This is a genomic window from Shewanella sediminis HAW-EB3 (genome assembly GCF_000018025.1).
Lineage (GTDB): Bacteria > Pseudomonadota > Gammaproteobacteria > Enterobacterales > Shewanellaceae > Shewanella > Shewanella sediminis.
Map to the genome: position 1 here is coordinate 955,013 of NC_009831.1, position 14,507 is coordinate 969,519.

General features: G+C 45.8%; 9 protein-coding genes. 7 read left to right on the forward strand and 2 right to left on the reverse strand.

Annotation, left to right across the window (positions count from 1 at the left end; all coding sequences use genetic code 11):
• Window positions 1–43: 43 nt before the first annotated feature.
• The 6 genes from SSED_RS04165 (at window position 44) to SSED_RS04190 (ending at window position 9,203) form a co-directional block, all read left to right on the forward strand.
• A complete protein-coding gene (locus SSED_RS04165; RefSeq protein ID WP_012141154.1) occupies window positions 44–2,527 on the forward strand; it encodes a S9 family peptidase in 2,484 nt (827 codons plus the stop codon).
• A 192-nt stretch (window positions 2,528–2,719) separates the two neighbouring features.
• On the forward strand, window positions 2,720–3,862 hold the full coding sequence (locus tag SSED_RS04170; RefSeq protein WP_012141155.1) for an HDOD domain-containing protein: 1,143 nt from the start codon (window positions 2,720–2,722) through the stop codon (window positions 3,860–3,862).
• A gap of 474 nt (window positions 3,863–4,336) precedes the next feature.
• Window positions 4,337–5,554: an aspartate aminotransferase family protein gene (locus SSED_RS04175; RefSeq protein ID WP_012141156.1), complete on the forward strand. Its 1,218-nt coding sequence runs from the start codon at window positions 4,337–4,339 to the stop codon at window positions 5,552–5,554.
• A gap of 135 nt (window positions 5,555–5,689) precedes the next feature.
• Window positions 5,690–6,709 (forward strand): arginine N-succinyltransferase, encoded by a 1,020-nt coding sequence (astA, locus tag SSED_RS04180; RefSeq protein WP_012141157.1) that lies wholly within the window; start codon window positions 5,690–5,692, stop codon window positions 6,707–6,709.
• Between the two features lie 8 nt (window positions 6,710–6,717).
• The gene (gene astD / locus SSED_RS04185; protein ID WP_012141158.1) at window positions 6,718–8,178 is read left to right on the forward strand and encodes a succinylglutamate-semialdehyde dehydrogenase; all 1,461 of its coding nucleotides are present in this window, start codon (window positions 6,718–6,720) and stop codon (window positions 8,176–8,178) included.
• Between the two features lie 227 nt (window positions 8,179–8,405).
• Complete coding sequence (locus SSED_RS04190) at window positions 8,406–9,203, forward strand: DUF1338 domain-containing protein (protein WP_012141159.1); 798 nt, start codon at window positions 8,406–8,408, stop codon at window positions 9,201–9,203.
• Window positions 9,204–9,349: 146 nt separating this feature from the next.
• On the opposite strand, the gene SSED_RS04195 is transcribed toward SSED_RS04190, so the two are convergent.
• Window positions 9,350–10,339, reverse strand: a complete 990-nt coding sequence (locus SSED_RS04195; RefSeq protein WP_012141160.1) for a class 1 fructose-bisphosphatase — start codon at window positions 10,337–10,339, stop codon at window positions 9,350–9,352.
• 257 nt (window positions 10,340–10,596) lie between these two features.
• Between SSED_RS04195 and SSED_RS04200 the strand changes: the two genes are divergently transcribed.
• Window positions 10,597–12,894, forward strand: a complete 2,298-nt coding sequence (locus SSED_RS04200; RefSeq protein ID WP_012141161.1) for a S9 family peptidase — start codon at window positions 10,597–10,599, stop codon at window positions 12,892–12,894.
• Between the two features lie 428 nt (window positions 12,895–13,322).
• Here SSED_RS04200 and arcA read toward each other — a convergent pair whose 3' ends face one another.
• Window positions 13,323–14,042 (reverse strand): two-component system response regulator ArcA, encoded by a 720-nt coding sequence (arcA, locus tag SSED_RS04205; RefSeq protein ID WP_012141162.1) that lies wholly within the window; start codon window positions 14,040–14,042, stop codon window positions 13,323–13,325.
• Window positions 14,043–14,507 lie beyond the last annotated feature (465 nt).

Sequence of the window (14,507 nt, forward strand, 5' to 3'; positions counted from 1 at the left end):
TCAGCGGTACTGACGTTCGTTGAAAAACAATAAAGGAAGGGAAATGACAGGACTGATACGTAATTCTGGTCTTAGTTTAATTGCGATAGCTATATTGGGTGGCTGTGCGAGCAGTGAAAATCATTCAGCTGTACAAAAGCAAGATATGCATACTAAGGTTCAAGCCGAACTGACTGCACCTCCTCAGGTTGGAGAAAACTTGACCCTGAATCAGATTATGGCTAACCCCGACTGGATGGGAGTACTGGCTAAGGGCGCGTATTGGGGAGATGACAGCCAGACTATCTTCTTTACGAGGCAAGCGCATGGCGCACCAATAAAAGAATATTATCGCCAGGATGTGGCTGCCGCTCAGGCGACACAGCTAAATTTGAACCAATTGCATCATGCAGATCAAGAGTCCGGAGTCTTTGACAAGAACAGAAGCCGAAAAGCCTACATATACCAGGGTAACCTCTTCGTAAAAGAGTTAGCTACGGGGCAGATTATTCAGCTTACGAGGCAGAATGACAATGTAGATGGAGTACGATTTTTAACTAATGGTGATATTGCCTTCTGGCAGGGAGACACCGTTTTTCGTATTCATCAAGACTCGGGTATGTTTGAGCAACTGGCAAGCATCAAGATGGCTGTTAAGCCTAAAGGCGTAGAGGCTCCGACCAGCTATATCGCCAAACAGCAACATAGATTGATCCAGTATGTTGCGATGCAGCAAGAGAATGCTAAGAAGAGAGAAGAGCATCAGAATGAACTTAGCCAGTTAGATCCAACGCTTGCCGCTAAAGTTTGGTACTTGGGGGATAAAGAGACGGTGTCAGACTTGAGCCTCTCACCCGACGGTCGTTACCTGCTCTTGTCATTAATTGATAAGGATTACAGTTGGCGAAGTGAACATGACATCATGCCCAATTATCTGGGGAAAGATGGTTATGTCGATGCCGTCCCGGCAAGGGCTCGTGTTGCCGAAGATAACCCACCCGGGGAGCGCTTAGTATTACTCGACCTTCAAACTCATAGTTTAAAGGATATCACTATCGAAGGTCTTGAAGGTTTCGATGAAGATGTCCTGTCTGGGGTTAAGTCTGAAAATGCCAAGTTAGCGGGCGACACTTATAAGAGTGAAAAGTCACCTCGTAAGATCCAACTGATGCAGGATTGGGGATGGTCTCAAAGTGCCGTTCAATGGCAGGAGTCTGCCAATCGGGTCGCTATCATGCTCGAAGCTGTCGACAATAAAGATCGCTGGATAGCGACACTGGATCTAGAGAAGGGATCCATGAAGACCCAACACAGGCTGCATGATGAAGCTTGGGTTAACTATAACTTCAATCAGTTTGGTTGGTTGCCTGAAACTAATAACCTCTATTATCTCTCCGAGGAAACCGGCTATTCACATATCTATGTTAAGCAAGCGGGTAAACAAGCCGAGCCACTCACACAGGGTAAATTCGTCGTAAGTGACATCACCTTAGGTCCTAAGGCTCAATTTATCTACTACAAGGCTAATAAGCAGCATCCTGGTATAGATAACGTTTATCGGGTCTCTGTTAAAACAGGTAAAGATGAGCAATTAACCCAGTGGGATGGACAACTCGATTATACTTTGAGCCCTGATGGAAAAAGTCTGCTACTCAACGCGTCTCGTCGAACTGAGCCTGGAGAGTTATTTATTCTGCCAATCGGTGGTGCTATTAAGCAACTGACTTCATACACCAGTGACGCCTTTAAGAAGTATCAGTGGCAAGCTCCTAAAGTGGTTGCTGTACCTTCGAGCCATGGCGCCGAGGATATTTATGCCAGAGTCTACCTCCCGCAAGGGTATGATAAGAGTCGAGGTGAGAAGTATCCTGCGGTGATCTTCAACCATGGTGCAGGCTATCTGCAAAATGCTCATTACGGCTTCTCTGGGTACTTCAGAGAGTTTATGTTCCATAACCTGTTAACTCAGCAAGGTTACGTGGTTCTGGACATGGATTATCGCGGCTCTAAAGGCTACGGACGTGACTGGCGTACAGCAGTGTATCGCAATATGGGACACCCTGAAGTTGAGGATTTGAAGGATGGTGTGAGCTGGATGGCCACTCATACTAATGTTGATGCAAGTAAAGTCGGCACCTATGGCGGTTCCTATGGGGGCTTTTTGACCTTTATGGCACTGTTTACAGAGCCTGAGCTTTTCCAGGCTGGTGCCGCACTGCGTCCTGTGACGGATTGGGCACACTACAATGCACCATACACCTCAAACATACTTAACACTCCTGATGTAGATCCTATTGCCTATGAGCGAAGCTCACCCATAGAGCATGCCCAGGGGCTGCAAAAACCACTACTCATCATGAGTGGCGTATTAGATGACAATGTCTTCTTCCAGGATAGTGTTCGTCTGGTACAGCGCTTAATTGAGTTGGAGAAGCCGATGTTCGAGACAGCAATTTACCCGGTAGAGCCTCACGGGTTTAAGCAACCTTCGAGTTGGCTAGATGAATACCGTCGAATCTATAAACTATTTGAGCAAGAGCTGAAATAAGTAACGGTTGGAATAATAAAAGGTCTCTGTTTAGAGACCTTTTTTATGGAGCTTGTTGGATAACATGATAGTTTTTGCTTCGATTCGCTATAGAATTTTGAGTCGTTTAGTTGAAACTCCATCATAATCAGTGGATTCAGGGTAAATTATGCTAAATTATAGTGATAGATAACGATTGGAGATATGTAGACAGTGGCGATATCGGTAGCGGGGGGGGTTAGACCCGGGAAAGTCATAGAGATTGAGCATAGGCTATACCAACAACTCATTGTTGGTAAACAAAAGTCTGGATCTATGTATGATGAGCTCGATGCCGAACTTGAGGCTGACGCGAGTAAGCTTGCTATCGAGCGGGAAGCCATTCTGGAAAGATTAGCGAAGCAGATCCAGGCTAAACAGGTATTTGAAGAGGTTTCCACTCAACTGATAAACACAGTTAATAATGCCATAGGCCATCAGTTAGCTTCGCCCGATTCGATACTAACCTACTCGGGGATTAACGAAAATCAACTGCTTATTTTAGAGCTTTTGCAACGTAAAAATTTGGATCTTAATCGTCTTAGCCCACTTATAACCGAACAGGCTTGGCTTGCAAGAGATCTGCTTAATATTGTCAACAGCCCCTCTTTCAGACACCGTAGGCCACAACGCTCCGATGTTAAAGTTACCGATATTAAGCTGGTGCTTAACTTCATCGGTGTTGAAAATCTCAAATTACTGGTCCCCTATTTCTGTCTTCGAAATTGGCTACCCTCAGGCCATGCGAATCTGTTGTGGACCACCAGAAAATTATGGCGTTATTCTGTTGTGAGTGCGATAGCAGCCCAAGCATTAGCAAAGCTGCATGATATGGATGGTTCATTTGTTTATACCTGTACGTTGCTTAGTCAGATGGGCGCTTCCGTCGTACTAAAAAACAGCGCTAAGTTGTTCGAGGAGATCTGGGGGGAGTGGCTTCGTGAAGCCAGTGACAGTCGGGATAAAGAGCTTTATGATGCTGTTGTGGCAACAGAATTTCCAGCCCAAAAAGTATATCAATTAGTACTGCAGCATGGGAGTGCGCTCAATTGGCAACTGCTCTATCAATTGAATTTCGAAGACAGTGCAATGGCCACAGTTTTAGCCGAACTTGATAATAACCTGAGCTATAAAGAGTTATCTGATGGGGCGGCGATGGTGGCCCGAGCGAACTGTTTTGCCAAAATAGTCTTGCTGGAGGAGATGCGACAAATTACCCCTCAAGAGAAACGTATAATGTTCGATTATTATGAGCTCTCTGAACAGGAAATCATTCGTTTAAAAGGCCAAAATTACCGTAAGTTAGATATCATTTAAGGTCTCCCCAACTTTGTTGCTTCCTTATCTTCATTTCTTAATTTTATAAAAAGCCCTCTTCATTTTTGTGAGTGGCTTTCGGCTTGGTATTGATGTTTATGTCAGGTTTATACCAATTGGTATTACTCTATTAAAAAGTAGTTAATCTCACCCTCATCAGCTGTTCTGTTCGGTTATCTATGCATATACCGTGCATACTTAGCCGTATTTGTCTCGAATAACTTTTTTTATGACTAATTATGCTTAAAACCCCCGCCATAAGCGCTTGTATAATTCTTAAACTCAACTCTTTATGCATTAAATGTGCACCGATGCTCGTACTTGAGTGTAAGAAACTGGTATTTTGATCACATTTTCGTTATTAATGTCACTTAAGCAATCTAAATAATCACCGCCATCAAGACTTTTGATAATGATAAAAGGCGGGAAGTAGTGGCTTTCAGAGCCATTAACAATAATAAAGGATGAGAAGGTATGAGCGTAAACAACACCCTGACAAGAGCCCAATTTGATGAAGTGATGGTGCCTAACTATGCGCCTTCGGCTGTAATTCCTGTTCGTGGAGAAGGTAGCCGAGTTTGGGATCAAGAGGGTAATGAGTTTATCGATTTTGCCGGTGGTATAGCAGTGAACTGTTTAGGACACTGTCATCCGGCACTGGTTGGTGCATTGAAAGAGCAGGGTGAGAAACTATGGCACCTTTCGAATGTGATGACTAATGAACCCGCTCTTGAACTTGCAACAAAACTGGTTAACGCTACGTTTGCAGACCGAGTGTACTTTGCTAACTCAGGTGCAGAGGCTAACGAAGCGGCACTTAAACTGGTTCGTCGTTATGCTATGGATAAGTTTGGCGTTGAGAAAGATCAAATCATCGCTTTCGATAAGGCGTTCCATGGTCGTACTTTCTTCACAGTTAGTGTCGGTGGCCAAGCGGCATACTCAGATGGCTTCGGTCCTAAGCCACAAAGCATTACTCACGTACCATTCAATGATATTGCCGCGCTCGAAGCCGTGATCTCAGATAAGACTTGCGCCATTATGATGGAGCCGCTTCAAGGTGAAGGCGGTATCATCGATGCTGACCCTGAGTTCCTCAAAGCAGTTCGTGCTTTGTGTGATAAGCACAATGCCCTGCTTGTATTCGATGAAGTTCAAACCGGTGTTGGTCGTTTGGGTGAGTTATATGCCTACATGCGCTCAGATGTTGTCCCTGACGTACTGACTACGGCTAAGGCACTTGGCGGTGGATTCCCGATAGCGGCTATGTTAACCACTAAAGAGATTGCCGGTCATCTTAAGATTGGTACTCATGGTTCGACCTATGGTGGTAATCCATTGGCGTGTGCCGTCGCTAATGCCGTACTCGATGTGGTTAATACTCCAGAGGTATTGGAAGGTGTTAAAGTACGTGAGCAGTTACTGCGTGATGGTCTAAATAAGATAAACGATAAGTATGGTGTTTTCTCTGAAGTGCGTGGTCAGGGACTACTGCTTGGTGCTGTGCTCAATGATAAATACCAGGGGCGTGCTAAAGAGTTCTTGGTCGCTGGTACTGCCGAAGGCCTAATGAGCCTAATCGCAGGGGCAAATGTCATTCGTTTCACTCCTTCACTGGTTATTCCTGAAGCCGACATCGCCGAAGGTTTAGCACGTTTTGAACGTGCTGTTGCTAAAGTCGTAGCGGCCTAAATGACTTAAAGAGTGCTGATTAATATCACGCACTCTTTTTTTGTCATTGGGAATACTTGAACCTTAACGATGATCTGCTTGTCTTAGAATGGATAGGGATCGTTGAGCGACAAGTGAAAGTGAGGAGATCCTGAGATGTTAATTATACGTCCAATCCGATCTAGCGACTTTGAAGCGCTTTATCAAATAGCAGAAGAATCCGGGCACGGATTTACATCATTGCCGGTCAATGAAGATCTACTAAGAAAAAAAATTGCCCGCGTAGAAGCTTCATTTCAAAAGCAGGTCGATAAGCCATTCGATGAAGGTTATCTTATGGTGCTTGAAGATACAGATACCGGCGAAGTCGTTGGTACATGTGGACTTGAAGCGGCCGTTGGAATGGAAGATGCCTTCTATCACTATCGATTGGGGACAGAAGTCTATTACTCAGAACAGATCGATGTGAGAAATGAGGTAGAAACGTTAACCCTGTGCCACGACTACACGGGAGCGGCTGAGCTTTGTACGCTTTTCTTGCGTAGTTCATATCGAAAGAACAATAACGGCAGAATGTTATCCCGTAGCCGTTTTCTGTTTTTAGCCCAGCACGCACAGCGATTCGGTGAAACTGTGATTGCCGAGATGCGCGGTGAGAGTGATGAAAATGGTAACTCACCATTTTATGATTGGTTACAGAAGCATTTCTTAGGTATCGACTTTGTCGAGGCCGATTATCTTTCCGGGCTTGGACAGAAAGCATTTATGGCCGAAATGATGCCTAAGAATGCCGTGTATGTCTGTTTATTACCGGAAGAAGCCCAGAAAGTCATCGGTGAAGTACACGCCAATACCCGTCCCGCACTGAACTTGCTGCAAGCCGAAGGGTTCAGGTGTCGCGGATATGTCGATATTTTCGATGGTGGTCCGACAGTTGAGTGTAATCTTAGCGATATTCGTTCCGTCAGAGAGAGCCGCTTATTGACTGTGAATATCGGCAATGCGCCTGAATCTGATACCAACTTTATTATCTCAAATACTCAATTAGCTAATTACCGTGCCACCTCAGGAATGCTTTTGCTGACCGAAGGTAGTAACGAAGTGACAATCTCTCCTGAACTCGCAGCAGGTTTATTGCTCGAGCAAGGTGACGAGATCCGCATTTTGGCTTTGTAGGAAGAAATATGACTCAATTTATTAAAGGCCAGTGGGTTGCCGGCCTAGGTCACGCAGTGACTTCAAAAAACCCAGCAAATAATGACGTTATCTGGAACAGCCAAACCGCGACGCCAGAGCAGGTTAATACCGCGGTTGAAGCTGCACGTGAAGTGCAGTTTGACTGGTTCATGCTGGGTTTTGAGGCTCGCCTTGCGATTGTCGAAGCTTACCGTGCCCAGTTAGAAGAAAATAAAGCTGAGATAGCCGAAACTATCGCTCAGGAGACCGGAAAGCCACAGTGGGAAACAGCCACCGAAGCCGGTGCCATGATTGGCAAGATTGGCTTGTCAGTAGCGGCTTACAATAAGCGCACCGGAACATCAGAAAATGATACTCCAGCAGGACGTGCAGTTCTTCGTCATAAGCCTCACGGTGTCGTTGCCGTTTTCGGCCCTTATAACTTCCCCGGGCATCTGCCTAATGGACATATTGTGCCTGCACTGCTTGCAGGTAACACTGTTGTCTTCAAGCCATCTGAGTTAACGCCTAAAGTCGCAGAGTTGATGTTGAAGCTTTGGGAGAAGGCTGGACTACCAGCCGGCGTTATCAATCTGGTTCAAGGCGAAGTTGAAACCGGAAAAGCGCTGGCATCTCACCCCCAGATTGATGGTCTGTTTTTTACCGGAAGTTCTCGCACCGGACATATCTTGCATCAACAGTATGCCGGCGAGCCCGGAAAAATTCTGGCATTAGAGATGGGAGGAAATAACCCTCTTATCATCAAAGGCGTTAAAGACAGTAAGGCTGCTGTACACGATATTATTCAGTCGGCTTACATCTCCTCAGGCCAACGCTGTACCTGCGCGCGTCGCTTGTATGTTGAGAAAGGTGCAGAGGGCGATGCTCTGTTGGCTCAACTTACCGATGCCGTTAAGCGTATTGTGGTTGGCGCCTGGAATGCTCAGCCACAGCCGTTTATGGGAGCGATGATCTCAGAAACTGCCGCTAAGGGAATGGTGGAGGCTCAACGTAACCTGGTTAACCTCGGTGGCCATTCATTAGTCGAGCTGACTCATATTGAAGAGGGTACTGGCCTGGTATCTCCGGGGTTAATTGATGTGTCTCAGGTTATCGAACTGCCTGATGAGGAGTACTTCGGTCCTCTGCTGCAAGTGGTGCGTTATACCGATTTCGATGAGGCGATCAAGTTAGCGAACAATACCCGCTATGGACTCTCTGCCGGGATCCTCGCCGATAGTCGTGATGACTATGAGTACTTCCTTGCGCGTATTCGTGCCGGGATTGTTAACTGGAATAAGCAGATCACTGGCGCATCTGGTGCAGCCCCCTTCGGTGGCGTAGGCGCATCGGGTAACCATAGAGCGAGCGCGTTCTATGCTGCCGACTACTGTGCTTACCCGGTTGCTTCTGTCGAAGCCGATGAAGTTAGCCTTCCCGCTAATTTGAGTCCTGGTTTGAGCCTTTAAGTAATAGGGCACTGAGCTATAAAAAATGAGGTGGGAAATATCGTTATGGTATTTCCCGCTTTTTTAGAGACACAGGAAAGAACACACCTCTACTCTCAGTAGACCTATCTCGTGAAAATAATAAAACACTTTTCGTGAAAATAATAAAAGACCTCTCGCGAAGAGAATAAAAGATTTTGCCCACGCAACTTGCGATAGGCGACACGATGCCGTTAAGGAAGAAATTGATGCACACAGATATTAACAAGCTTTTTGGATCCCTTTGGGATGATTACGTTGAAATGACGCCGTCAGCGGCTAAGGTTCATCAGCTCTTGTCCAAGGGCGACACCATTATTAACGACCATATTGCCCTGCGGACGTTTAATATTGAGAAGGTTAATTTGGCGGTATTGTCTGCCCACTTCGAAGCCTTAGGTTATGTTGATTGCGGCGATTATCATTTTGAAGCTAAGAAGCTTAAAGCCAAGCACTTTGAACACCCCGATGCGACTCAACCAAAAGTGTTTATCTCTGAGTTGCTTGTTGAAGAGTTTAGCGGTGAGCTGCAGACAATAATCAAAGGGTTAGTCGCTCAAATCGAGGATTCAGCCACATCGGCCGACAATTTCCTCTATTCTGGCCGTCATTGGGAGCTGGATTACACCACTTATGAAACCTTACTTGCAGAGAGTGAATATGCTGCTTGGGTAGCCGCATTCGGCTACCGTGCAAATCACTTTACGGTATCAATTAATCACCTGCCCGGATACAGCAGCATTTTAGATGTCAATGAAACGCTTAAGAGGGGGGGCTTTGTTCTTAACTCTGCCGGTGGTGAGGTCAAAGGCTCAGCAGAAGTTTTGCTTGAACAGTCTTCGACTATGGCAGATAAGATAGAAGTAGTCTTTAAAGACACTCAGAAAGAGATCCCAAGCTGTTTCTATGAGTTTGCCTTGCGCTACCCTAAGTCTGACGGAGAGCTTTACACAGGCTTTGTGGCAGCCTCAGCAGATAAGATCTTTGAGAGCACTAATGCAAGTTAATGCAAGTTAATGCGAGTGCAAGCTAACGCGAGCTAATCATTGTCATAAGTTAGCCATAAAAAAGGAGCCACAACGGGCTCCTTTTTTGTTACTTTGCTTATAGCTTATAGCTTATAGCTTATAGCTTATTGCTTATAGCTTACAACCTACAGTTGTGGCTCTTCGCTGTAATCTAAACCATGATAGTTCAGGCAGGCGTCGACTTCGTTAGCCGAACCTAAGATGACAGCCACACGCTGATGGATTTCACTTGGCTGAATATCCATTATGGTTTCATAGCCTGTAGATGCCTTACCACCGGCTTGTTCAACTAGGAATGACATAGGATTCGCTTCATACATCAATCTTAGCTTGTATGGCTTCTGCGGGTTTTTATTGTCTGTCGGGTAGGTGAAGATACCACCACGTGAAAGGACGCGGTGAACATCGCCAACCATAGCCGCTATCCAGCGCATGTTGAAGGCTTTCTCTCTCGGACCAATAGTGCCAAGCAGCAGATCGCTGATGTAAGTCTGCATAGGCGCTTCCCAGAAGCGCTGGTTAGACATATTGATGGCAAACTCACCCGTATCTTTACTGATGCTCATCGCTTCTGTGGTTAGCAAGTATTCATTGGTTTCTGGGTTTAAGGTGAAGAGTTGTACACCTTGGCCCGTTGTCAGCGCTAACATTGTCGATGGGCCATAAAGCACATAACCCGCAGCGACTTGTTGGCGACCCGCTTGCAGGAAGCTGGACTCGGATAGCTCACCCGTTGGGGCTGGAAGCACCGAAAAAATAGTGCCCACTAACGAGTTAATATCTATGTTCGATGAGCCGTCGAGCGGGTCGAAACAGACCAGATACTCGCCTTTGTCACCGACTTCGACAATATAATCTTCCTCTTCCGATGCCAGACCGCGAACGGTGTCATCGCCCTTTAACGCATCTTTGAGCATATCGTTGGTGATAACGTCGAGTTTTTTCTGTGTCTCACCTTGAACATTTTCTTGCTCAGTCGCACCGAGTACACCGGCAAGCGCGCCGTGGCGTACGGCATGACTGATCTCTTTGGAGGTGTTAGCTAAGGTATGAATAAGCTGAGTCAGAGAGGCATTTACCCCTTGTGAAGTCAGGTTTTGGGCCAAGGTCTGCATGTTATTTCCTATGACAATTTCGAGTTTAGGTTCGAGTTGAGGTCGGTAAACTTTTATTTGTGCGGATCATACCTGAGATCGAACCTTTTTTCAGCGTAGCCTGGGCCCAAATGTGTGGCAAATAACGACTGTTGTTGTTTTATCGGACTTTAGTGCACAATGACGGGCGATATTTTTGTTCAATCATCACAACATCCAGCGTGTGGTTGTGATGGTTGGCTGTATTACTAAGATAGATTTCAGTCCAGGAAATAATAATGACAAAAAAATGGATAACCTCAGCTCTTATGGCGGTGCCTATGCTTCTATCCACCCAAGTTATTGCAAGCCAGAATCAGCTATCTCAAGCTGAAGTCAATCGAGGCATAGTGACGGGTGAGATGCTGAAAAAACTCTCGAAAGCGGGTAAATCCCCCCTGTCAATCGAGCGTATGTATGCCTCACCGGCGTTAGCGGGGACGAGTCCCCGAGGGCTGAAATTATCTCCCGATGGTAAAAGGGTCACCTATTTAGCCGGACGTCAGGATAATCAGCATTTTTATGACTTATGGCAGATGAATGTCGAATCTGGAAAACAATCTATCTTGCTCGATGCCGATAAGTTAACCATAGGTGAGCTCTCCGATGAGGAGAAGGCGAGACGTGAACGCCAACGAATTTATGGCCAGGGGATCATGGAATATTTTTGGTCTGATGATAGTCAGGCAATACTAATTCCAGCATCCGGTGTCCTTTATTACTACTCATTGAGCGATAACAAGGTGACACTTCTACCTACAGGCGATGGGTTTGCTACCGATGCTCGCCTCTCACCCAAAGGGAAGTATGTCTCATTCGTGCGTGATCAAAACCTATTTGTCTTAACGTTGAAAGATATGTCGCTGGTGGAGATGACAACGGACGGTGGTGGCGCGATTAAAAATGCCATGGCCGAGTTCGTGGCACAGGAAGAGATGGACCGCATGACGGGCTACTGGTGGTCGCCGGACGAGAGCGCCATTGCCTATACCCGAATCGATGAGTCTGATGTTGAACTGGTTACGCGTAACGAGATCTATGCCGATGGCATCAAGCTGACCGAGCAACGTTACCCATATGCCGGTAAGAACAACGTTAAAATCTCATTAGGCATCGTAAAACTTACCAGCAAAAAAGTCAGTTGGGTCGAGCTTGGAAAAGAGCAGGATATCTACCTGCCCAGGGTGAAATGGTTACCCGATAGTAAACGCCTCTCATATCAGTGGCAAAGCCGTGATCAGCAGGTACTCGATCTTCGACTGGTTGATATCGAACGAACCGACACGTCTAAAAATCTGGTCGAAGAGCGAAGTGATGCCTGGGTAAATCTCAACAATGATCTGCACTTCCTGAAGCAGCAGGAGAGCTTTATCTGGGCCTCAGAGCGTAATGGTTTTAATCATCTTTATCTTATTAATTTAGATGGCGAAGTGAAGAAGCAGCTGACATCGGGCGGCTGGGTTGTCGATGGTGTTGAGTTTGTCGACGAGAAAGGGGGTTGGATCTATTTCACCGGCCGTAAAGATACCGCCGTTGAACAACATCTCTATCGTGTAGCCCTAACGGGTGGCGAAATTGAAGGTGTGAGTCAACGCCGCGGCATGCACTCACCGGTTTTCGCCGAGAAAGAGGCTGTATATCTGGATTATTTCAGCTCTCTGATGCAGCCTCCTCAAGTCAGTTTACACGGCGATAAGGGCCAACATCTTGCTTGGGTTGAACAGAATAAGCTGGATTCGACTCACCCACTCAATGAGTATCTGGGATTGTGGCAGGTGCCTGAATTCGGGCAGGTTAAGGCCGAAGATGGTCAATCACTTCAGTATCGCCTGTTTAAACCGATAAACTTCAATAAAGATAAGCAGTACCCTGTCGTAGTACGTGTCTATGGCGGCCCACACGCGCAGCTGGTCGTGAACAGTTGGAGCGAACATGATTACTTTACTCAGTACCTGCTTCAGCAAGGTTTTATGGTATTCCAGCTCGATAACCGTGGCTCGGCTCACCGCGGAACCCGGTTTGAACATGTTATCTACAAACATCTGGGTGAGGCGGAAGTTAACGATCAAAAAGCTGGTGTGGACTACTTAAGAACGCTGCCCTATGTGGATGGTGATAATATCGCGCTTTATGGACATAGCTACGGTGGTTACATGGCTCTGATGGGGTTATTTAAGGCTCCGGATTATTTTAAGGCGGCAATCTCTGGTGCGCCGGTGACCGACTGGGCGCTTTATGACACCCATTATACCGAGCGCTACCTTGGCCATCCTGAAAAGAATGCTAAGGGCTATGAAGCCAGTAGTGTGCTTCCCTATGTGAAGAATTATCAATCGGGTCTGTTGATGTACCACGGCATGGCGGATGATAACGTGCTTTTTGAGAACAGCACTAAGGTTTACAAGGCGCTGCAGGATGAAGGTAAGTTATTTCAGATGATCGATTATCCCGGCTCTAAGCACTCGATGCGTGGTGAAAAAGTCAGAACACATCTGTATCGCTCACTGGCAAACTTTCTGGAAAGAGAGTTGAAGTAGGGGGAGTCAATAAGAGTCTAGGTTCTAGGTTCTAGGCTCTAGGACCCAGGACGCTCACTACGTGAGCTAATCGACGCCAGCGTTGCTGGCTGTAGAATCTAAGATGACACTCACTGCGTGAGTTAATCGATGCCAACGTTGTTGGCTGTAGGAAAGGGATTATGTCGAATGCTTGTAGCTTTATCTTTTCCGATTAGAGCCTAGCTCGTCCAATAGGCGCAAGCCGTCCGCGAAACGATAGGTCGAAGGCTGACATCTTTGTTTTTTTCGATCTTAGAATTTCGAACTTCATAAATGTTTCAGACACAACGAAGATTTTATACCGTCCATGGTAAATCTTCATAAATGTTCCAGACATAAAAAAGCCAGTCGTTAGACTGGCTTTTTTAATGGATAGCAAGATAAGCGCTAGCTTTATGCTTATTCCTTTATGCTTCTTCTAGGTTACCGCAGAAACGATAACCTTCACCGTGGATCGTTGCGATGATTTCTGGCGTATCAGGTAAGCTTTCAAAGTGCTTACGGATACGACGAATAGTTACATCGACAGTACGGTCATGTGGCTTAAGCTCGCGACCAGTCATCTTCATCAGAAGGTCGGCACGGCTTAGGATCTTGCCTGGGTTCTCAACGAAGTGCAGCATAGCGCGGAATTCGCTACGTGGCAGCTTGTAAGATTCACCTTGTGGGCTAACCAAAGAACGGCTGTTAATTTCAAGGCTCCAACCGTTGAAGCGATAGTACTCAACGGCACTCTTCTCTTCTGATTCGGCGCCAGTGCTGTTAACGCGAGTCAACAGGTTACGTGCACGGATAGTCAGCTCACGTGGGTTGAATGGCTTAGTGATGTAATCATCAGCACCAATCTCCAGACCCAAAATCTTATCAACTTCATTGTCACGACCCGTTAGGAAGATCAGACCAATGTTATTGATTTCACGAAGTTCACGTGCTAACAAAAGACCGTTTTTACCAGGAAGGTTGATATCCATAACAACCAAGTTGATTTTGTTTTCCTGCATGGCTTTATGCATCTCTGCGCCATCATTGGCTTCAGTTACCACATATCCTTCGGCCTCGAAAATACTTCTTAGCGTGTTCCGGGTAACGGCTTCATCTTCAACGATCAGAATGTGCGGGTTTTGCATATTAATTTACCTAATTTGTTCAAATCTGTTCTAACCATGAGCGTGTAATATCTTGGCGATAGTGACGCTCGAACTTGTCATGTTGACTATTTACTGCTCTAGTAGGTGCTTTCAAAACTGGCCTGAAACAGCAACACGCTTCCATGATTAGTAAAGTATGCGTATCTCAATAAATGTAACGCGAGCTGTATCCACTTCGATTAACAATAGCGGAGATTAGTTCCCCTAGAATTAAATTTTTTTGAAGTTAAGATGTGAAACTCAATATAGTTCACATTTTATACAGGAATCTGGCTAACTCTTTGTTCACTGTCAGATCTATTTGTAACAAAAAGCTTCTTACCTTTTAGTGATGGTAAGCGAATCAACACAGACTATTGTACTCGTTTTAGGCATTTGTTAACAAATGAAATGTTAACAAATTTATCCGTGGATATGATCTAAATCACACTGACTGCTGTAAGT